The following is a 20,582-nucleotide window of genomic DNA, read 5'->3' as shown; positions in this document are numbered from 1 at the left end:
CGCCGGGTCAGATGTCGCGGTACTGGATCTGCGAAGCCAGCACGCGCAGGCCATCGGCATTGCTGGACAGGATGCGCTCTTCGCCGACCCCTTTCTGCCGTTTCAGCTGGAAGCCCTGATCGGCAGGCAGCTGTGCGGCGATGGCGTCCATGCGTTGCAGGGCATCGGGGCCGCTGCAGTCGAAGTGACCCCAGTGGGCGCCATCGCGGTGGATCTGCAATCGGTAGTTCATTGTGGTGTCTCCGGCAGGTCCTGCAGCCAATGGTCGAACATCGCGGTGGCGGCTGCGGCCAGTGGTGCGCCATAGCGACGCGCCTGCGCGCGAAGGTTGTTGGGATCGATGCCGGCCTGGGCCAGCTCCAGCGTGTGGCCGATCAGCCAACGCTCGAACTGGCGGGCGTCCAGTTCCGGATGGCATTGCAGGGCCAGTGCGTGGCTGCCGATGGCGAATGCCTGGTGACGGCAGGCCGGCGTGCTGGCCAGGCGGCGTGCACCGGCCGGAAGTTCGAACGCCTCACCATGCCAATGCAGTACCGGAATGCCCTGCAGGGACTGCAGCGGTGAACGCTGGCCTTCATCGGTCAGCAGCAGTGGCGCAAAGCCGATTTCCTTGCCACCACTGGGAGCGACACTGGCACCGAGTGCCCGCGCCATCAGCTGTGCACCCAGGCAGATGCCGAGGGTCGGTCGCTGCTGCTGCAGCCGGCGCTGCAGCAGGGCAATGCTGTCGTTGACGAAGGGATATGTCTCTGTGTCATTGGCACTGATGGGGCCGCCCAGCACGACCAGCAGGTCGGCGGTTTCGGCGCCATCGAGCGCATCGACGCCGGCCTGCAGCACGTGCAGCTGCCAGCCCTGCGCCAGCAGCAACGGTTTCAGGGTGCCGAGGTCTTCAAAGGCAACGTGTTGCAGGACAACCGCGTGCTTCATGCCGGGGCTCCGCTGTTCGGCCAGTAGAAACTGTCCGGGGTGGCGCGGGCACCGAAGATGGCCTGGCCGACGCGGACCACGGTGGCACCTTCCTCGATGGCCACTTCGAAATCACCGGACATGCCCATCGACAGTTGCGACAGGTCGAGGCCGGGCGGGGCGGTGCGTTGCAGCTGGTCGCGCAGTTCGCGCAGGCGCACGAAGCAGGCGCGCACGCGCTCGACATCGGGGGTGAAGATGGCCAGGGTCATCAGGCCGCGCACCTGCAGGCGATCGAAGGCCGGCAGCTGCTGCACGAAGGCCTCGACCGCGTCGGGTTCCAGGCCGTACTTGCTCGGTTCGGCCGAGGTGTTGACCTGCACGAACACATCCAGCGTGCGGTCTTCCAGTTGCAGGCGCTGCTGCAGGGCCTCGGCTACGCGCAGGCTGTCCAGCGCCTGGAACTCGCTGGCAAAGCGCGCCACGTAGCGCGCCTTGTTGGTCTGCAGATGGCCGATCACCGACCAGTGCACGCCCAGGTCGGCCATCGTTTCGGCCTTGCGTTGTGCCTCCTGCACCTTGTTCTCGCCCAGTTCGTGGCAGCCTGCGGCCACCGCCATGCGGATGCGGGCGTCATCGACGGTCTTGCTGACCGGCAGCAGGCGCACGCTGGCCGGGTCCCGGCCGACGCGGGCGCAGGCATCGGCGATGCGTTGGCGCACCGTGACCAGGTTGGCGGCGATCTGTTCAACGGACTGAGCGACGGGCCAGTCGGCAGCGGCAAGGGGCATGCGGGCACCTCCAATGCAGGGCGGCCAGGGTGGGATACACTGGCACAGGACAAGAGATATTTTGACATAGGACAAAATGAAAATCACCGGGCATAGCGCCGAGTCGATCTTCGACAGCATCCGCGACGGCATCGGCAAGGGCCGCCTGCCGGCCGGCAGCGTGTTGCCGCCGGTGCGTGAACTGGCCGAGCAGCTGGGGGTGAACCGCAACACCGTGGCCGCTGCCTACAAGCGCCTGGACGCGGCGGGCCTGGCCAGTACGGCCGGTCGCCGCGGCACAGTGGTGCGTGGCCTGCCGCCGACGCTGGCGCGCGAGGGCAGTACGCCCGGGCTGGCCCTGCAGGACCTGGCCGGTGGCAACCCGGATCCACACCTGCTGCCGAACCTGCGCCTGGCCCCGGCCGCACCACGGCTGTATGGCGTGGGCACGGTCGACCCGAGGTTGGAGGCGCTGGCACGCGCCTCGCTGGATGCGGACTGCCCGGAGGGCTATGCGCTGGAACTGACCCATGGCGCGGTCGATGGCATCGAACGCCTGCTGTCGGCGTGGCTGCTGCCGGGGGATCGCATCGCGGTGGAAGATCCGTGCTTCCTCGGCAGCCTCAACGTGCTCAACGCTGTGGGCCACGCGCCGTTGCCGGTGGCGGTGGACGCGCATGGCATGCAGGTCGATTCGCTGCGGCAGGCACTGGAGGCCGGTGCACGCGCGGTGTTGCTGACCCCGCGGGCACACAACCCGACCGGGGCCAGCCTGGATGCGAAACGGGCGCGGGCGTTGCGGCAGTTGTTGGCGGCCTACCCGCAGGTGGCGGTGCTGATCGACGATCACTACGCGCTGCTTTCGCAGCAGGCCTATCACTCGGCGCTGCCGCTGGATGGCCGGCGCTGGGCGCTGCTGCGTTCGTTGTCCAAGCCGCTCGGCCCGGACCTGCGGCTGGCCTGGCTGGCCTGCGATGAAGAAACCGCGATGCGGTTGCGGTTGCGGTTGGCGTCCGGCACCGGCTGGGTCAGCCATCTGCTGCAGGATGCGGCGACTTCGGTGCTGGCGTCGGCGACGCAGCGGGCGAAGATCGCCTCGGCGGGGGAGCGCTATCAGCAGCGCCTGCGCTCGCTGCAGGAGTTGCTGCATGCGCGTGGCCTGCCGACACCGTTGCCGATGGAAGGATTGAACCTGTGGCTGCCGTTGCAGGCCGACAGCCATCCGCAGGTGCTGGCCCTGGCTTCGCGTGGATGGCATGTGCGCGCGGGCGAAGTGTTCTCGGTGGCAGCGCCGGGGCATGGCCTGCGCATCACCTGCGCTGCGCTGGGGGCAGCGCAGCTGCGGCAGCTGGCGGATGACCTGGCGGCGGTGTTCGCTCTGTAGCGTCGAGCCATGCTCGACGTTGCTTCGCCTTTGTAGAGCCGAGCCATGCTCGGCTGCTGTTGATAGAAGCAGTCGAGCATGGCTCGACGCTACACAAGCAGATCAGGGCGCGGCGTTGGCGCCGGGGCGCACGTAGTAGGACTGGCCGCTGTCATCGACGAACATCAGCTCCGGCTTGCCCTGCCAGGAGGTGAGCATGGCGCCGGTGTTGTTCTGGTGCTTGACCATCAGGCTGGCGCCGCGGTCCGGGTTGGCGACGACCTTGAATACTTCAGTGGTGCCGGTGGCATCGTCCAGGGTCAGCAGGGCTTCGCCGCCGCGGTCGCTGGTGCCGTAGCCCCCGCGTTCGGAACCATCGGGACCGAGCAGGATCAGGCCTGACAGGGCGGTGGCACGCGGCCCCTGGGTGCGGCCCTGGCTGAGCGGATCGGGAACCGGTGCGCCGAGGATCACCCGCGGCTGGCCGCTTGCATCGTGGATGACCAGCCCGCGCGCCTCGATGATGCGCTGTGGTGATTGGCTGCGATGCAGGCTCCAGGCGGTCCAGCCGGAAACCAGCAGGGCGAGGGTCGAGACCACCAGGGTGGTCAGCAGCAGCGCACGGGGCATCGGGTCGTCCTTCCTTGGATGTGCCGACGATAGCGGATGCGGACCGGCAATGGCCAGTTCGTTGTGTGACGTTGTGTATCGTCAGTGGAAATCGCGGCTGTGGCTGCGCAGTCCCTGCAGCAGTTCATCCAGGCAGTGCATGCGCTGCACGATGACGTGCTGCACGCCATCGACGCGTTCTAGGCGGCCATCGATCTGCATCAGCTGGGTATCGACCAGCACCCGGTGCTGGCGATCGGCCAGGTGTCGCCAGACCACGGCGTTGACCATGCCGGTCTCATCTTCGAGCGTGAGGAAGGTGACGCCGCTGGCGGTCTGCGGGCGCTGGCGCATGCGTACCAGGCCGGCGATGCGCACGCGACGGCCATGGCCATGCCCGGCCAGTTGTGCAGCGTCCAGACAGCCACGGCTGCGCAGCTGCGCGCGCAGGAACGAGATCGGGTGGCGGCCAAGTGTGGTGCCGGTGCTGCGATAATCGGCCTGCATGTCCTCCCAGGCGCTGGGCAGGGGCAACGGCACGCGGGCTTCGGCAGTGGCGCGGGCCTGGTCGAACAGTGGCAGCCGGTTTTCCACGCCGGAGATATCCCAGCGTGCACGATGGCGATGGCCACTGAGCCCACGCAGTGCACCGGCATCGGCCAGCAGGCCCTGCTGGCGGCGGTCCAGTGCGGTGCGCTGGCACAGGTCGCCCACATCGTCGAACGGGCGCTGCGCACGTTCGCGCATGATGGCCTGCACGACGGGTTCGTTGCAGCCATCGATCAGGCGCAGGCCGAGCCGGATCGCCGCCGGTCCCTTGCTGAAATCCAGCGTGCAGTCCCAGTCGCTGTGGCGCACGTCCACCGGCAGCACGCCGATGCCATGGCGGCGTACATCCTGCAGCAGCTGGTCGGGGCTGTAGAACCCCAGCGGCTGGCTGTTGATCAGGCTGGCGGTGAACGCGGCGGGATGATGGCACTTCAGCCAGCAGCTGTTATAGGTCAGCAGGGCGAAGCTGGCAGCATGGCTTTCCGGGAAACCGTAATCACCGAAGCCCTTGATCTGCTCGAACAGGTGCTCGCCGTAGTCGCGGCTGAAGCCATTCTTCAACATGCCGGCCAGCAACTTCTCGCGATGCGGTTCCAGGCCGCCACGACGCTTCCATGCCGCCATCGAGCGGCGCAGGGCATCGGCCTGGCCAGGTGTGTAACCTGCTGCTTCCACTGCCAGCTGCATCACCTGCTCCTGGAACAGTGGTACGCCCAACGTGCGTGCGAACACGCGTTCCAGCTGCGGTGGGTAGAGCGGATTGTCCGGGTCGTTCAGTGCCTCCGGGCCTTGCTCGCGCAGGATCCTCCGCCGTTCCAGATAGGGGTGCACCATGTCACCCTGGATCGGGCCGGGGCGCACGATCGCCACTTCGATCACCAGATCGTAGAAGCAGCGCGGCTGCAGGCGTGGCAGCATCGCCATCTGCGCACGCGATTCGATCTGGAACACGCCGATGGTGTCGGCGGCGCAGATCATGTCGTAGGTCTTCGTATCCTTGGCAGGGATCGCATCCATGCGTCCACTGTGCAGGCCGTGCTGCTGCAGCATCGCCAGGCATTTACGGATGGCGGTGAGCATGCCCAGCGCCAGGCAGTCGACCTTCATCAGGCCGGTGGCATCCAGATCGTCCTTGTCCCACTGGACGACGGTGCGGTCGGCCATCGCCGCGTTTTCCACCGGTACCAGCGTCGACAGCGGGTGCTCTGAAATCACGAAGCCGCCCGGGTGCTGCGACAGGTGGCGCGGGAAATCGATCAGCTCGGTGGTCAGTGCCAGCAGCCGCCGCATCAGCGGTGTTTCCGGATCAAAGCCGCGCTCGCGCAGGGTCTCCGGCAGTGGTACGTGGCCGCCCCAGTGGTCCATCGCCGCGCCGAGTTCGTTGACCTGGTCCATCGGCAGGCCGAGTGCACGGGCCACGTCGCGGATCGCGCTGCGGCCACGGTAACTGATCGCCACCGCAGTCAAGGCGGCGCGTTCGCGGCCATAGCGCTTGAACACGTACTGCAGCACTTCTTCGCGGCGCTCGTGCTCGAAATCGATGTCGATATCCGGTGGCTCGTCGCGCTCGGCGGAGATGAAGCGCTCGAACAGCAGGTTGCTGCGCGCCGGGTCGATCTCGGTCACGCCCAGCACGAAGCACACCGCCGAGTTGGCCGCCGAGCCGCGCCCCTGGCAGAGGATGTCCTGGCTGCGGGCGAAGCGCACGATGTCCTGCACGGTGAGGAAGTAGGAGGCGTAGTTCTTCTGCTTGATCAACGCAAGTTCGTGTTCGATCTGCTCGCGCTGTGCCGGCTGGATGCCGTTCTTCCAGCGCCACGGGATGCCACGCTCGACCAGCACGCGCAGCCAGCTGTCCGGATCATGCCCTTCGGGCACCAGCTCACGCGGATAGGTGTACTGCAGCTGTTCCAGGGTGAAGTGGCAGCGCTCGGCGATGCGCAGGGTCTCGGCCAGCAGCTCAGGCGGGTACAGCTGGGCCAGCGCGGTGCGTGGGCGCAGGTGGCGCTCGCCATTGGGGAACAGGCGCCATCCAGCTTCGGCCACGCTGCAACGGTGGCGGATCGCGGTCAGTGTGTCCTGCAGGGCGCGGCGGCGGCGTACATGCATGTGCACATCACCACTGGCCACCAGCGGCAGGCAATGGCGTTCGCCGAAGGACTGCAGCTGCTGCAGGCGGCGTGCATCGTCGTGTTCGTGGTGCAGCTCCACCGCCAGCCACAGCCGATCATCGAAGCCGGCGCGCAGCAGTTCCAGGTCGGTGGCGGCCGGTTGCCGGTCCAGCCACAGGCACAGCAGGCCGACGGGCAGGCCGAGAAGGTCCTCGCGCAGGCAGCGGTACTCGCCCTTGGCGGCCCGCCGCCGGCAGGTGGTGATCAACTGGCAGAGCCCCGTATAGGCGGCCTGGTCGGTGCACAGCAGGGCCAGTTTCGGCCCATCCTCGACCTGGAATTCGGCGCCGACAATCAGCGCCACGCCATGCGTCTTCGCCGCCTGCCAAGCGCGTACGATGCCGGCCAGCGAGCATTCGTCGGTGATCGCCAACGCTCGATAGCCTTGGCCGGCGGCGCGCGCGAACAGTTCTTCGGCGATCGAGGCGCCACGCTGGAAACTGAAGGCCGACAGGCAGTGCAGTTCGGCGTAGCCGGGCAGTTCGCTGTGCATGGTGGCTCAGCCGAACCAGCCGTGCAGCATCCACGGCGCATGCGGGTCGTTGCGCTCACGAAAGGCCCAGCCGCGCTGGCCGTGAGCAGTTTCCACCACGTAATAGTCGCGCCGTGCATCGGCCTGATCCCACCAGCCCGATTCGATCCGCTCCGGCCCGGTGACGATGCGCAGCCGCGGATCACGCAGTGGTTGCGGCGTGTCCAGCAGCCAGCCGGGGCGCAGTGGCCAGTACGACGGAGGCTTGGCTGGCGGCTGGATGCCACTGGCGCGTTCGGGGCGATGGTCGGCCTGCACCGCCAGCGGCTGCACGGCGTCATCGCCCAGCCGCGCGCGCAGGCGCTCGCGCAGCTGGTTCCAGGGCATTGCCTGTGCCGGCCGGGTATCGAACAGGTCACGCGCGGCGGGCACGAACGGTGGCAGCTGCTCGGCCTGCAGGCGCAGTGCGCGACTGCCGGCCGGCAGGGCGAACGCTTCCATGCGATTGCGTGCGATCTCGAACAGCAACGCGGGATCGCGCTCGGGCGCCAGCAGGCCGATGGTCAGCACGCTGGCCGGCAGCATGTCGTGCTCGAAATGCAGGTCGAAGCGCTGCACGCCGCCATCGCGCGAACACAGGAACGCGGCCAGGTCCAGCAGCAGGCGACGCAGCGGGAACAACAGGGCCTGGCTGGATTCGATCTCGTACTCGAATTCGATGCGTGCATCGAAACGGTCCGGTGGCTGGTAGTAGCGCAATGGCGCGGTGGGTAGCCCACGCAGCGCATCCAGTTGCTGCAGCACGTCCGGTGCGAAGCGCCGGGCCAGGCTGTCACGCGGCAGCTCGAGCACCGCGCCCAGCGTGCGCAGGCCGGAACGGCCGAGCACGGTCACCGCATCGCTGGGCAGGCCACAGCGTGGCAAGGGCAGCTGCGCCAGCACTGCCGGCAGCTGCTGCGCATCGATGCCGAGGCCGTCGTGGACGTTGGCCAGCACGCGCGCGGCATGCGCGGTGGGTGCGGCCACCAGGCGATGGCGGAAACCAAGCTCATGCAGTTCGTTGCGCAGCCGCTGTTCGATCGTCAGCCAGTCGCCGAACAGGGCGCGGCTGGCACCGATTTCCATGACCAGCGCGTGCGGAAAATCGAGGCTGACCTGCGAGCTGTAGGCATAGGCCCAGCTGGCCAGCAGCTGCCGGGTCTGCTGTTCGGCGTTGGGATCGTAATCGTGCAGATGCAGGTCCTGCACCAGTACCTGCGCAGCCGACAGCAGCATGCCCGGGCGCAGCCCCGCTGCGCGGGCGGCCGGGCTGACCGCACGCAGTACGCGACGCTGTGCCGGCCCCTGCAGCAGCACCAGTGGCCGCTGCGGGTCGGGCTGCAGGCGCAGCACGCTGTCCAGCGCCAGCTGCGGCAACAACAGGCAGGCCCAGTGCATGGCGCGGCCTCAGTGGGCGATGGCCAGCGGCAACGGCTGCGCCGGCGGCAGGCCGCCACGGCACTTCAGCACCCGCACCTGGCCGTGGTCGAGCTGCAGGCGCAGGCTGGCCGGGGAGGGATTGCGCGCCGCCTGCGCCTCGCGGAACACGAAGCCCAGGCACTGGCCGCTGTCGGCCGCCACCTGCAGGCGGCGCAGTGAGCGGTCATCGGCCTGGTGTGGCCAGCACAGCACCGCTGCACAGGCGGCCGAGCGCAGGCACTGTTCGGTGGCCCACAGCGCTTGTTTCGGCGCGGCGTGGATGATCTGCAGCTGGGCCAGATCCAGCCCGGCCGCTGCCCAGGCCGGAGCGTGCGGGCGATAGGGTGGGGCGACCAGCACGATCGGGCGGTCGCGCTGGCTCAGCTTCGCCAGCGCTGGCCAGACCAGGGCCAGTTCGCCGACGCCGGGCGCGGCCTGCAGTACCTCGCATAGCCCGCTGCTGGGCCAGCCGCCGCCGGGCAGGCGCGCATCCAGTGCCGGGTGACCGCTGGCCAGATGGTCGCTGGCTGTGCCCTGGCGGGCCGGACCGCGCCACAGCTGGCGGCCGTCAAGCAGCCGGTCGAGGGCGACGACGGCACCCATCAGCCGGTCCTCCAGGGGAGGCGCCGGGCAGGCTGGAAGCGGCAGGAACGGGCGGAAACGGCGGGCATGGCGCGAGTATCGACGGGCCGGTATCAGGGGCTGAGACCGGACATGCTACTCGCCTTGTGAGTAGAATTACTAATGAAATCGGAGGGTCGGATTTCAGGTTGCTGAAGGGGTGGGGAGTGCCGACCAAGGTCGGCACCCATAGGCCCCGGTCAGGGGCGGACCGGCAACGCGACCGGGCGCAGCGGTGCGGCATCGCCGCCGCGGATCTTCAGCGGGCCGCCGATGAAGGCGAACTCGTAGACCTTGTCGCGGGCCAGTTCGTCCAGCGCCACCAGCTCGATGATCGGCGCGCCCTGCTGGGCCAGCAGGTAGGTGTGCAGCGGCACGTAGTCGTCGGGCACCTCGGAGGGGAAGGTCTCGAAGCTGAGGTTGTCGGCACCGACGATCATCGCGCCGCTGTCCTCAACCAGGAAGCGCGCCGCGTCCAGGCCCATGCCCGGCGGGTTGGCCATGTAGGCCTTGGGCTGTTCGAACAGGCGCATGCGGCCGGTGCGGATCAGCACCACGTCGCCCTGCTGCAGTTTCACCTTCTGGCGTGCCAGCGCATCCTTCAGGTCCTGGCGGGTGACGCGGTAGCTGTCCGGCAGCATGTCCACGCCCTTGGCGGTGGCCACGTCGATCAGCACGCCACGCGCGATCAGCGGCGGGAACTTCTCGATGCCGGTGACATTCCAGCCACGGTCGCCGAGGTGCTTGTCGGCCTCGAAGCCGTTCCAGATCTTTCCATGGATGCCGAAGTGGTTCAGCGCATCAATGTGGGTGCCGGTGTGGCTGTACATCGAGAACGCGGTGCCGGTGTAGCTGCGGGTGAGGTTCATGGTTTCACCCACGCCCATCGGATCATCCATCACCGTGCCGCGGGGGGTGTGGGTCATCCAGAACTGGTAGTGCGGGTCGCCGGCATCCTGCCAGCTGGGCATGCCGACGTAGTATTCGGTGGCCAGGTCATAGGCCTTGCCGCCGCTGACCCGCGACAGGATCGCCGCACGCGAGGCCTCGGTGATCAGGTTGAGGCGGCCGATCTCGTCCTTCGGCCCCCAGGGGCTGGTGCCGACCTGCTGGCCGGAGGGAACGCGTTCGTGCGCGGACACGGTGGTGGAAGCGGCGGTGCCGGCCAGCAGCAGGGCCAGCGCGGTAGCCAGGGTACGTGGGGTCATGGGGAGTCTCCTTGCAGGGTGGGGGAGGGTGCGGCTCAGGCCGCGACCAGGTGCGCCAGGGCCTGGCGCAGGTGTGGCAGCGGCAGGGTCTGCAGGCGCAGGCCGTTGCCGCCGATCACGGTGGGTATGGAACGGATGCCGAGGGCAGCGGCTTCGGCACGATCGGCCTGCACGCGCTGGCGTACTGCGTCGCCGCGCATGTGGTCAGCGAAGGCGCCACGTGGATGGCCCAGCGCTTCGGCGATATCCAGCAGTACTTCGGCGTCGCCGATGTTGCGGTGCTGGTGCAGGTGCGCCCACTGCACGGCATCGAACATCGCGCCATGGGCGTCGTTGCCACCGAGCATGCCGGCGGCCTGGCAGGCCAGTGCGCCGAGCCAGCCGGACGGATACTCGAAGTCCTGTGCGCGCATGCCTTCGATATCGATGCGCGCGGTGTCTTCATGCGCGGCGCAGTCGGTCCAGTGGCGCAGGATGATCGCCTTGGCGCGCTCCATCGAGCCGAACACCTCGACCATCTGCGCGCGCGAGTCCTGCAGCACGAAACTGCGGTGGCGCACCTGGATGCCGAGTTCGGCGGAGACCTGCTTCAGGCGCGGGGCCAGCACGAAGCACCAGCCGCAGACCACGTCGTGGAAGAAATCGACCACCGGCGCGGCGGTGGCGGGGGAAGGAACGGAAGACATCTGCCTGCCATCGGTGAGAGGGGAGGCGGCAGATTAGGCAGCGCGGCGTGGCCGAAACAGCACGCCGCGGGCAGCTCAGTTTTCGCTGGCGGTTACGAATCCAGGCCGGCGCAGCCGGGCAGCTCGGCGTGCAGGAAATCGATGAAGGCGCGTACCTTGGGCTGCAGATGGCGCGATGTGGGGTAGACCGCATGCACGAAGCGCGGCGGATAGCGGTGGTCGGGCAGCACCTGCTGCAGTTCGCCACGGGCCAGCGCCGGTGCCGCCAGGAACGAGGGCAGGGCGCCGATACCCATGCCGGCCACCAGCAGGTCGCGCAGCAGCAGGCTGTTGTTGACGGTGACGCGCGCCGGCAGGGTGATCGTCACCTGGCCATCCGGGCCGAGCAGCGGCCAGCTGCCGGGCGAGTCGGACAGGCTGTAGGCCAGCACGCTGTGGACCTGCAGATCGTCCACCGCCTGCGGTGCCGGATGCTGCTGCAGGTAGGACGGGGCTGCGCACAGCACCTGCTGCAGCGACGCCAGCCGGCGTGCCACCAGGCGTGAATCATCCAGCTCGGCACGCAGCCGCAGCGACACATCGAAACCCTCACCGATTGCATCGACCAGGCGATCTTCCATCACCAGGTCCAACGACAGCTGCGGATGCTGCTGCAGGAACCGTGGCAGCAACGGCGACAGCGTGCTCAGCGCGAACGACTGCGGCGCATTGACGCGCAGGCGCCCGGCCACCTCACCGCGCTGTTCGGCGATGCCGCGTTCCAGCGCGTCCAGCTCGTCGAGCAGGCGGCAGCATTCGCGGTAATAGGCGTGGCCGGTCTCGGTCAGGCTCATGCGTCGCGTGGTTCGCTGCAGCAGTATCACGCCCAGGTGGGTTTCCAGCGTGCGCAGCTGTTTGCTCAGCCCGGCAGGCGACATGCCCAGGTCTTCGGCGGCGCGGGCCAGCCCGCCGCGTTCGACGATGCGGCGGAAGGCGCGCATCAGGTTGAAGGAATCCATGCCGGTCCCGGGCGCGATGAGGGCATCATTGTAGAACCACGCCATGCGTGGATGTGGGAAGCGTGGTGCCGGCAGGGTTGCGCCGTTTGTTCAAGCCAGCAACCCACACGCGGCGCCAGCATGCAGGCCCCTCACTTTCCGGGTTGCCCATGAAGCACTGGATACTGCGCCTGTATGCCCCGTTGTTCCTGCTGGGTTTCGTTGCTACTGCCGTCGTCTGGGTCGGCCACTGCCACGGTGATCCGTTGTGGCTGCTGGCCTTGCTGGCGGTCGCCATCGCGGTCTCGTTCGCCGCCGAGCGCACGTGGCCCTACGACCCTGTGTTCAACCACGACCACGGCGACAGCCTGCGTGACACCCTGCATGCACTGGTCAACGAAAGCCTGAACCTGCTGTCGATCGCAGCGGTGCCGCTGCTGGCAGCGCTCGTTCCGTGGCAGCTGTGGCCGATGCAGTGGCCGTTCGTTCTGCAGGTACTGCTGGCCATCGTCTGCGCCGACCTGGGTATCACTCTGGTGCACTACGCCAGCCATCGTATCGGCTGGTTGTGGCGCCTGCATGCCGTGCATCACAGCGTGACCCGCATGTATGGCTTCAACGGGCTGATGAAACACCCACTGCACCAGGCCGCCGAAGCGGTGGGCGGCGTGCTGCCGCTGCTGCTTTTGGGCCTGCCGATGCCGGTGGCTGCGGTGCTGGCGTTCGCCATCGCCATCCAGCTGCTGCTGCAGCACTCCAACGTGGACATGCGCCCCGGCGTGCTGGGCCGGGTGATGGCGTGGGCGCCACTGCACCGTTTCCATCACATGCGTTACGGCACCGCCGGCGACGTCAACTTCGGCCTGTTCCTGACCGTCTGGGATCACCTGCTGGGGACCGCCTTCGATGCGCCGGGCTATCGGCTGCGTCAGCACGACCTCGGCATCGGCAGCCAGCCGGACTATCCGCGCGATTACCCCGGGCAGCTGCTGGCGCCGTTCCGAGAGCTGCCACATGGCGAGGTGCCGGAGCTGCCCGAAGGCCTGCGCAGGCGCGAATGATCGAACATGTCAGGCCGCGTGAAGCTGCAGGCCCTGCAGCTGTGCGGCACCGATGCCGAACATGCGGCGCAGGCTGCGCGACAGATGGGCCAGGTCGGCGAAGCCGGCGGCATGTGCACTGTCGGTCAGGCTGTGCCCCTGCAGGTGGTGCGCGAGCGCGGCACGCAAGCGTTGCCACAGCACCCAGCCGCGCAGGGTCACCGCCAGGTCAGACTGGAAACGCCGGTGCAGCTGGCTGGTCGACAGATGCGCCGCCTCGGCGATGTCGGCGGCCGGCACCGGGCCGGGCAGGTGCTGGGCGATGCGGGCCAATGCCGCCTGCACGCGGCGGTCCAGCGGTTGCGGGCGGCTCAGCCGTGGCAGCCAGTCGTGCAGCTCCAGCGCGTTGCCCGGCAGCGCGTGCAGGTGCTGCTGGATCTGTGCGGGATCGGCATGCACCGGCTCGAGGAACACCGTGCAGCCCGCTTCCGGCGCGGACAGGATCGCGTGCGTCTGGAAGGAGGGCAGCCAAATCCGTTGGCCTTGCTGTCGTACGCCATCGACTTCGACCTGCCAGGGCGTACCGTCGCTCAACAGCAGTTGATGGGCGTAGTGCGCATGCGCGGCGCTGTCACCGGCATGACCGTGAAGCACGGCGGCGTGCGCATCCAGCAGCAACGTGCCATTCCAGGGCAGGGCGAGGGAGGACATGGAGGGATTGTAGATGCACGCCATGCTGGATCGAAATGAATCTGGGGTCAGATCCGTTTTCCTGCGGAAAACGGATCTGACCCCATGCGATGAAATCGAATATTTCGAGATCCGAGACACATGAGCCGAGCATGGCTCGGCTCTACAGAAGAGCGGGCAGCTCGCAGAAATATGTCGAAGGCGGGGTGGGTCCAGTTGCGGGGGCGTGAGCGCCATGGGCCCGAGGCATGCCTCGGGCGGGTTGGGCAGGACGCCCAACCCAGGTCTTGCCGTGTGCGCAGGACAGCGCACACGGGCAAGCGGCGACCGAGCCTCCAGGGACGGATTCACGGCGTCCCCCGCAACCGGACCCACCCCGCCATCCCACAGGAAGCCCGCTTTTGCTTCGGCTGTTGCTTCTGAGGTTGCCGGCCAGCGGCCGGCACTACCGCGGGTGCCGTGCGCAGCCCGGCCGTGCGCACCCTCAGCGCCCGTGCGGGTCGGGCCGGTGATGCACGTACTCGACCACGGTGCCATCGGGATGCACCGCATTGAACGCCGCCCCGGTCGGGACTACCTGCAGCGGAAAGATGATCTCGGCGCCAGCGGCGACCAATTTGTCGTGATAGGGCCGGACGTCATCGACCAGCAGCGTCCCCGTGGTCGAGGTGAACGGTGCCAGTGCCGCCTCGCTGCCCTCGATCAGCAGGAAGGCGCCGACCATGGCCAGGCGCAGCCCTGCCTCCGGAAACGGGAACCCCGCATCGGCCACCACACCCTGCAACTGCTCATAGAAGGCCACGCTGCGCTCCAGCTCACCCGGGGCCACGAACACCCGGATCAACACGCGCGGCGCGCGCTGGCTGGACGTATCGCAGCGGTCACGCCAGAGATGGTCGAAGTCGCGGTGGACGGTCATGGGCTCGGTTCGTGGCCAGGGATCTCCATTATCGGCAGCCCCGCGCGGCGCACTGATGACCGCCGGTGATGGCCTGATAACCACTGGCCGGGTTGCCCCTGTGACTTAGGTCCTGTTGACAGGTGTGAACGCCCTCGCACAATCTTCACATGATTGGGTCGCCCTGCGCGGCCCGGGCAGGCAGGTTGTCACGCCGGGAGGAGGGTCCCGGGCGCAGACCGGCCCGTCCTTCGGCCTGCGGGAGGTTGCCTGGCAACCCCTGCGCGGCATGAACGCTGCACCCTTCGGCGGCACTTTCCCTGGACCGATTGCCTTGGCAACGGAATTACGCCTGCCGATGAAAACGTTTACAAAGCCGCTTGCACTGTCCCTGGCCCTGTCTGCCGCACTGGCCGCCCCGGCCTGGGCCGACCCCGCCGCGTTCACTGTGCTGACCCTGGAACAGGCCCCGACCGCCGAGGCGATGCCGGCCCTGGCCGCCCAGCTGAAGACCCTGCAGGTGGACGCGGTGAGCGTGCGCCAGGTGCAGCGCGGCATCGGCCAGGTCGATCCGCTGCAGGTGCTGGCCGATGGCCTGGGCTACGAGTACCGCTTCATCGCCGCCAGCAGTGACGATGGCCAGATCCAGCGCGGCCAAGCCGTGCTGACCCGGCTGCCGATCGCCGCTGAATCCGGCCCGGACCAGCCGGGCCTGAGCTACCTGCGCCTGGACGATGGCCGCCACACGGTGGCGGTCTATACCGATGCCGGTGCAGGTGCCGCGCAGCTGCCAGCGCTGGTCACCCGTTCGCGGCTGGGTGCACCGGCGGTGCTGCTCGGCGCGGTAGCCGGTGAATCGGCCAAGGCCGCCGGCTTCGATCCGGCGCGTGTGGCGCTGGAAGCTGACGCCAGCTACTTCAGCGACGGCTTCCAGGCGGCCAGCAGTGCGCCGTTCAAGCTGGAAGGCAGTACCCTGCGCGCCACCCTGCTGACCCTGGCCTATGCCGCCGACAAGCATGGCAACACACCGTGGATGGACACCACCCTCAACGCCGATGCGCGCGCTGCGCTGTTGCTGAAGGCGATGACCGAGGACGAGAAGTTCCAGATGCTGCACAGCTACTTCGGGCTGGGCAAGGACGGTGGCCCGCTGCCGGAAGGCGCGGTCGGTTCGGCCGGTTTCGTGCCGGGCGTGGCGCGGCTGGGCATTCCGTCGCAGCAGTCGGCCGATGCTGGCGTCGGCGTGACCAATCCGGGCGGCATCCGCCCGGGCGACTTCGCCACGGCGATGCCATCGGGCCCATCCACCGCCTCCAGCTGGAACCGCGAAGTGGCCTTCGCCGGTGGCGCGACCATGGGTCGCGAGGCATGGCAGCAGCGCTTCAACATCCTGCTGTCGGGCAGCGTCAACCTGCAGCGTGATCCGCGCAATGGCCGCAACTTCGAATATGCCGGTGAAGATCCGCTGCTGGCCGGTTCGATGGTCGGCGCGCTGATCCAGGGCGTGCAGAGCCAGCACGTGATCTCCTCGATGAAGCACTTCGCGCTGAACGACATGGAGACCCGCCGCAACTTCCACGACGTGCGCATTGGCGAACAGGCCATGCACGAGTCGGACCTGCTGGCCTTCGAGATCGCACTGGAAGCGGGCCGCCCGGGCGTGGCGATGTGCTCGTACAACAAGATCAACGGCACCTACGGCTGCGAGAACGGCTACCTGATGAACCAGGTGCTGAAGCAGGAATGGAAGTTCCCCGGTTTCGTGATGTCCGACTGGGGCGGCGTGCACAGCGGTTCGAAGGCGGCGCTGGCCGGCCTCGACCAGCAGTCGGCCGGCGAAGTGTTCGATGCGGCGGTGTTCTTCGATGAGCCGCTGCGCCTGGCCGTGCACGGTGGCGTGGTGCCGCAGGCGCGCCTGAATGACATGGTCGCGCGCATCCTGCGCACGATGTTCCTGCATGGCAACTTCGACAACCCGCCGCAGCACCAGAAGGTCGATGCCGAGGCCGGCTTCGCCGTCGCCCAGCGCACGGTGGAAGAGGGCAGCGTGCTGCTGCGCAATGAAGGCAACCTGCTGCCGTTGGCCGACACGGTGAAGCGCATCGTCATCATTGGCGGCCATGCCGACAAGGGCGTGATCGGTGGCGGTGGTTCGTCGATGGTGGGCGTGACCGCCAAGGGCACCAATGCGGTGCCGGGCGTGCTGCCGACCACCTGGCCGGGCCCGGTGATCTTCCACCCGTCCTCGCCGCTGGAATCGCTGCGTGCGGCGCGCCCGGATGCGACCATCGAATATGTGGACGGCACCAACGCCGCCGCCGCGGCCAAGGCTGCCGCGCAGGCCGACGTCGCCATTGTGTTCGCCACCCAGTGGGCCGCCGAATCGGTGGATCTGCCGGACATGCAGCTGCCGGACAACCAGGACGCGCTGATCTCGGCGGTGGCCAAGGCCAACCCGACGACCGTGCTGGTGCTGGAAACCAATGGCCCGGTGCGCACGCCATGGCTGGCGCAGGTGCCGGCGATGCTGCAGGCCTGGTACCCGGGCATCCGCGGTGGCGAAGGCATTGCCGCACTGTTGACCGGCCAGGTCAATCCGTCCGGCCGCCTGCCGGTGACCTGGGTGGTGGACGAATCGCAGCTGCCGCGCCCGCACATCGACGGCCTCGGCTTCAAGCCGGCCAAGCCGTTCGGTGATGTGTTCGATTTCGATATCGAAGGTGCCAACGTCGGTTACAAGTGGATGGCGGCCAAGGGCCTGAAGCCCACCTTCGCGTTCGGTCATGGCCTGTCCTACACCTCGTTCACCTATGAAAACCTGAAGGTGAGCGTGGAGGGTTCGCGCCTGGTCGCCAGCGTCGACATCCGCAACACCGGCAAGCGCGCCGGTGCCGACGTGGCCCAGCTGTACCTGAAGCTGCCGGCCGGCAACACCACGCCGATCCGCCTGATTGGCTACGACAAGGTGAACCTGCAGCCGGGCGAACAGCGCCGCATCCGCATCGAAGCAGAGCCGAAGACCCTGGCCCACTACGATGCGCAGGCCCGCCAGTGGAAGATCGACGGTGGCACCTACCAGGTGCAACTGTCGCGCAATGCCGCCGAGCCGCTGCAGACGGTGGACGTGCAGCTGGTGGAGCAGGTGCTGCGCTGAGGCTTGAAGGCAGGGCCCCGCAAGGGGCCGAGCTTGCTTGAGGTATTTCTGTAGAGCCGAGCCCACGCTCGGCTCGGGCACGATCTGGCCTGGCTGGAAAGCAGCCGAGCATGGGCTCGGCTCTACACACGCGCGCTATCAAACCACCCGCGCAGGAAATCAATCAGCTGCCGCACCTTCGGTGAGGGCTGAGTGCTGTGCGGGTAGACCGCGTACACGCTCTGCTGCGGGAAGCGGTGCTGGCGAAGCACCGGCCGTAGGCGACCCAGGGCCAGATCGTCCTCGATCAGCCAGCGTGGCAGCACGGTGACGCCGGCACCGGCCACGGCGAAGGTGCGCAGGCTGCTGGCGCCATCTACGCGCACGACCGCATTGCCCGGGTTGGTGGCAAACAGGGCGTCGCTGCCATCCGGTGCCACCACCGGCACATCGGCCAGACGCGGGTAGCCCAGGCGGGGCAGGGAACCCAGCTGCACGGGGTCATCGGCAGCATCGGCAGAGGCCAGGCGTGCCAGCAGGGAGGGAGCCGCCACCGCGCACAGTGGATGGCGTTCCAGTTCGCTGGCATGCAGTCCAGAGTCCGGCAGGCGGCCGAGGCGGATCGCCAGGTCGAAGCGTTCGGGAATCAGGTCGGCCGGTGCCGGTGAGGTCGACAGGTGCAGCTGCAGGGCCGGGTGCCGCGCACGGAACGCCTCCAACGCAGGAATCAAGCGTAGCTGGGCGTACTCCGGCGTGGTGGTCAGGCGCAGTACGCCCTGCAGCTGGTGCTGGTCGCGGCGCGCGGCATCGATCGCCGCCTGGGCGGCGTCCAGCGCCTGCACGCAGTGCTGCAGGAACTGCTCGCCGGCCTCGGTCAGGGCCAGGTGCCGGGTACTGCGCAGCAGCAGGGTCACGCCCAGCTCTTGTTCCAGCCGCTTCAGGTTGAAGCTGACCACCGCGCGGCTCAGGCCGAGCCGGTCGGCGGCGGCGGTCAGGCTGCCGGCCTCGACCACGGCGCGGAAGATATCGAAGCGATCGAGGCTGACCATGGCGGTCCATTGTCAAAACAGATTTGACAGTGTTGCAGCTGTCGTCGTGTTTTTACAACAAGGCCCGTACGGCATGCTGGCCGCTTCTCTGCTGGAGCGCCGCCGATGCCGTCCCCCCGCCTGCGCCATGAGGCGATCTTCCTGCTGGTGTTCGCCCTGGATCTGGTCAACATGTTCATCGCCACGGTGGCCTATCCGGCATTGGCGGCGGAACTGCACGCTGACGTCAGCACCCTGGCCTGGGTCGGCACGGCCTACATGCTGGGCTTGAGCGTGGTGATTCCGCTGGCGCCCTGGCTGGCTGCGCGCTGCGGCGAGCGTCGCCTGCTGCTGGTGGCGTTGCTGTTGTTCGCGGCTGCCGCTGTGCTGGCCGGCGCTGCACCGGGTATCGGCTGGCTGCTGGGCTGGCGCCTGCTGCAGGGGCTGGCCGGTGGCCTGCTGATTCCAGTGGCGCAGGCGGCGGCCTACCGGCAATGCACGGCGGATCAGCGAGGTGCACTGACCCGGCGCATCCTGCTGGTGGCGTTGCTGGTACCGGCACTGGCGCCCGCGTTGGGCGGGTTGCTGGTGCAGTGGTTGTCCTGGCGCGGCGTGCTCTGGGCCAGCCTGCCCTTGGCGGTGGTGGCGATCGGGCTGGTGCTGGCATGGATGCCGGCCGATGGCGCGCGCAGTGCACCGCGCCTGCAGGCCTATGCGCTGTCCACCGCGATGCTGGCGCTGGGCGCGCTGCTGCTGGCGCTGACCTGGCTGGGTGAGTCCGGACACCGCGGCGCAGGTGCCGTGTTGCTGCTGGTCGCACTGCTGCTGGCGGTGGCCCACCTGCGGCATGCGCGTCGGCAGGCGCAGCCCCTCCTGCGCTGGTCGTTGCTGTCGCATCGTGGGCTGCGGCTGGCGATGCTGGTCTACCTGGCAGTGCCCGGTGTGTTCATCGGTAGCCAGCTGGTCAGTACCCTGCAGCTGCACCAGGCCGGCTACAGTGCTGCGCGCATCGGCGCGCTGATGCTGCCGTGGGCGTTTGCCTCGGCCATTGCGATCACGGCCAGCAAGCGCCTGCTGGCTCGCTTCGGCCCGGCCACGGTACTGCGTACGGGCATGCTGCTGCAGGCCAGCGGCCTGCTGTTGATGGCGCTGCTGCCGCAGCCGGCCTTCGCGTTGGCCGCGCTGTTGTTCGCGCTGATGGGGGCGGGCGGCAGCCTGTGCAGCAGCACGGCGCAGACGCTGGCCTTCCACGGCGTGGAGGGCGAGGCGCTGGGCGATGCCAGTGCCCTCTGGAACCTCAACCGTCAGCTCAGCTTCTGCCTCGGTACCGCCGCCATTGCGCTGCTGCTGGCATTGGCCATGCAATGGCTGCCGGCAAACGCCACGCGCGTGGCGCTGGGGCTGGCCGCCGTACTGACTCTGCTGCCGATGGTATTGCTGCGTCGGCCGCAATCGATCTCTCTTTCCCAACCCGAGACAATGCAATGACGATGACCGCAGAGAACGAGTTCCATGATCTGATCGCCAAGCTGCAGGCCTGGTTCCGTGCGGAAGCAGCCGCCAGTACGCTGGATGCGCTGATGGATCATTTCTGCACCGACTTCAGCATGGTCGGTATTGCTGGGCAGCGTCTGGACCGCGAAGCCCTGGCCAGCATGTTCGCTGGCGGCCATGGTGCCCGCCCGGGCTTGCGTATCGAAATCGATGCCCTGCAGTTCATTGCGGTGCCGGCACCGTTGGCGATGCTGCGCTACCGTGAAGGGCAGGGCGTTGCTGAAGGTGGGATGGCCTGGCGTGAAGCACTGGCCGTGCTGCGGCAGGAAGACGGCCGTTGGCGTTGGCTGGCGTTGCATGAAGTAACGGCAGCCTGATGTTGTAGAGCCGAGCCCAGGCTCGGCTGCTCTTCGGGGAGGTTGCGGTGGCCCCAGCCGAGCGTGGGCTCGGCTCTACAACGGCCAGATGGACGCGTGCCCGTCGGGCAGCACATGTGCCATCAGTCC

At 68.1% G+C, this 20,582-nt stretch carries 18 protein-coding genes; 5 read left to right on the top strand and 13 right to left on the bottom strand.

The annotated features are described in order from the left end of the window. Positions 1-7: 7 nt before the first annotated feature. Genes ACW5IY_RS13190 through ACW5IY_RS13180 form a run of 3 tightly spaced genes read right to left on the bottom strand, consistent with a single transcriptional unit; the run spans position 8 to position 1,700 of the window. Positions 8-232, bottom strand: a complete 225-nt coding sequence (locus ACW5IY_RS13190) for a hypothetical protein (protein WP_005410058.1) — start codon at positions 230-232, stop codon at positions 8-10. Continuing rightward, on the bottom strand, positions 229-930 hold the full coding sequence (locus ACW5IY_RS13185; protein WP_049433656.1) for a glutamine amidotransferase: 702 nt from the start codon (positions 928-930) through the stop codon (positions 229-231). The genes ACW5IY_RS13190 and ACW5IY_RS13185 overlap by 4 nt, the downstream gene beginning before the upstream one ends. Then, the gene (locus tag ACW5IY_RS13180; RefSeq protein ID WP_049433655.1) at positions 927-1,700 is read right to left on the bottom strand and encodes a YggS family pyridoxal phosphate-dependent enzyme; all 774 of its coding nucleotides are present in this window, start codon (positions 1,698-1,700) and stop codon (positions 927-929) included. The genes ACW5IY_RS13185 and ACW5IY_RS13180 overlap by 4 nt, the downstream gene beginning before the upstream one ends. A 76-nt stretch (positions 1,701-1,776) precedes the next feature. On the opposite strand from ACW5IY_RS13180, the gene ptsJ reads away from it, so the two are divergent. Then, positions 1,777-3,063 carry a MocR-like B6 salvage transcription factor PtsJ gene (gene ptsJ / locus ACW5IY_RS13175; protein ID WP_049433654.1) on the top strand — a complete coding sequence of 429 codons (1,287 nt, stop codon included), beginning with the start codon at positions 1,777-1,779 and terminating at the stop codon, positions 3,061-3,063. A 102-nt stretch (positions 3,064-3,165) separates the two neighbouring features. Here the strand turns inward: ptsJ and ACW5IY_RS13170 are convergent, their stop codons facing one another. The 7 genes from ACW5IY_RS13170 to ACW5IY_RS13140 form a co-directional block, all read right to left on the bottom strand. Next, positions 3,166-3,672 (bottom strand): hypothetical protein, encoded by a 507-nt coding sequence (locus ACW5IY_RS13170; RefSeq protein WP_019336451.1) that lies wholly within the window; start codon positions 3,670-3,672, stop codon positions 3,166-3,168. An 81-nt stretch (positions 3,673-3,753) separates the two neighbouring features. Then, complete coding sequence (locus ACW5IY_RS13165; protein WP_049433653.1) at positions 3,754-6,864, bottom strand: error-prone DNA polymerase; 3,111 nt, start codon at positions 6,862-6,864, stop codon at positions 3,754-3,756. A gap of 6 nt (positions 6,865-6,870) precedes the next feature. After that, on the bottom strand, positions 6,871-8,280 hold the full coding sequence (locus ACW5IY_RS13160; protein WP_049433652.1) for a Y-family DNA polymerase: 1,410 nt from the start codon (positions 8,278-8,280) through the stop codon (positions 6,871-6,873). A 9-nt stretch (positions 8,281-8,289) separates the two neighbouring features. Further along, the gene (imuA, locus tag ACW5IY_RS13155; protein WP_049433651.1) at positions 8,290-8,904 is read right to left on the bottom strand and encodes a translesion DNA synthesis-associated protein ImuA; all 615 of its coding nucleotides are present in this window, start codon (positions 8,902-8,904) and stop codon (positions 8,290-8,292) included. 218 nt (positions 8,905-9,122) lie between these two features. Continuing rightward, positions 9,123-10,130, bottom strand: a complete 1,008-nt coding sequence (locus ACW5IY_RS13150; protein WP_049433650.1) for a cyclase family protein — start codon at positions 10,128-10,130, stop codon at positions 9,123-9,125. Positions 10,131-10,165: 35 nt separating this feature from the next. Beyond that, positions 10,166-10,816: a DsbA family oxidoreductase gene (locus ACW5IY_RS13145; protein ID WP_049433649.1), complete on the bottom strand. Its 651-nt coding sequence runs from the start codon at positions 10,814-10,816 to the stop codon at positions 10,166-10,168. 92 nt (positions 10,817-10,908) lie between these two features. Next, the gene (locus ACW5IY_RS13140) at positions 10,909-11,859 is read right to left on the bottom strand and encodes a LysR family transcriptional regulator (RefSeq protein ID WP_192840198.1); all 951 of its coding nucleotides are present in this window, start codon (positions 11,857-11,859) and stop codon (positions 10,909-10,911) included. A gap of 104 nt (positions 11,860-11,963) precedes the next feature. On the opposite strand from ACW5IY_RS13140, the gene ACW5IY_RS13135 reads away from it, so the two are divergent. Further along, positions 11,964-12,854 (top strand): sterol desaturase family protein, encoded by an 891-nt coding sequence (locus tag ACW5IY_RS13135; protein ID WP_049433648.1) that lies wholly within the window; start codon positions 11,964-11,966, stop codon positions 12,852-12,854. Positions 12,855-12,863: 9 nt separating this feature from the next. Here the strand turns inward: ACW5IY_RS13135 and ACW5IY_RS13130 are convergent, their stop codons facing one another. Further along, complete coding sequence (locus ACW5IY_RS13130) at positions 12,864-13,568, bottom strand: helix-turn-helix domain-containing protein (protein WP_049433647.1); 705 nt, start codon at positions 13,566-13,568, stop codon at positions 12,864-12,866. Between the two features lie 439 nt (positions 13,569-14,007). Beyond that, complete coding sequence (locus ACW5IY_RS13125; protein WP_021204492.1) at positions 14,008-14,442, bottom strand: VOC family protein; 435 nt, start codon at positions 14,440-14,442, stop codon at positions 14,008-14,010. Between the two features lie 337 nt (positions 14,443-14,779). On the opposite strand from ACW5IY_RS13125, the gene ACW5IY_RS13120 reads away from it, so the two are divergent. Then, the gene (locus tag ACW5IY_RS13120) at positions 14,780-17,575 is read left to right on the top strand and encodes a beta-glucosidase family protein (RefSeq protein ID WP_100050270.1); all 2,796 of its coding nucleotides are present in this window, start codon (positions 14,780-14,782) and stop codon (positions 17,573-17,575) included. 122 nt (positions 17,576-17,697) lie between these two features. On the opposite strand, the gene ACW5IY_RS13115 is transcribed toward ACW5IY_RS13120, so the two are convergent. After that, positions 17,698-18,603 carry a LysR family transcriptional regulator gene (locus ACW5IY_RS13115; protein ID WP_049437775.1) on the bottom strand — a complete coding sequence of 302 codons (906 nt, stop codon included), beginning with the start codon at positions 18,601-18,603 and terminating at the stop codon, positions 17,698-17,700. A 105-nt stretch (positions 18,604-18,708) separates the two neighbouring features. On the opposite strand from ACW5IY_RS13115, the gene ACW5IY_RS13110 reads away from it, so the two are divergent. Both ACW5IY_RS13110 and ACW5IY_RS13105 read left to right on the top strand, forming a co-directional pair. Further along, positions 18,709-20,070 carry an MFS transporter gene (locus ACW5IY_RS13110; RefSeq protein WP_049437773.1) on the top strand — a complete coding sequence of 454 codons (1,362 nt, stop codon included), beginning with the start codon at positions 18,709-18,711 and terminating at the stop codon, positions 20,068-20,070. Continuing rightward, positions 20,067-20,453 carry a DUF4440 domain-containing protein gene (locus ACW5IY_RS13105; protein ID WP_049437771.1) on the top strand — a complete coding sequence of 129 codons (387 nt, stop codon included), beginning with the start codon at positions 20,067-20,069 and terminating at the stop codon, positions 20,451-20,453. Before ACW5IY_RS13110 ends, ACW5IY_RS13105 begins: the two co-directional genes overlap by 4 nt. Positions 20,454-20,582: the final 129 nt, after the last annotated feature.

This window comes from Stenotrophomonas sp. C-A (genome assembly GCF_054030835.1).
The sequence above is the reverse complement of the archived record's forward strand: the minus strand, read 5'-3'. Positions and strand labels throughout refer to the sequence as shown.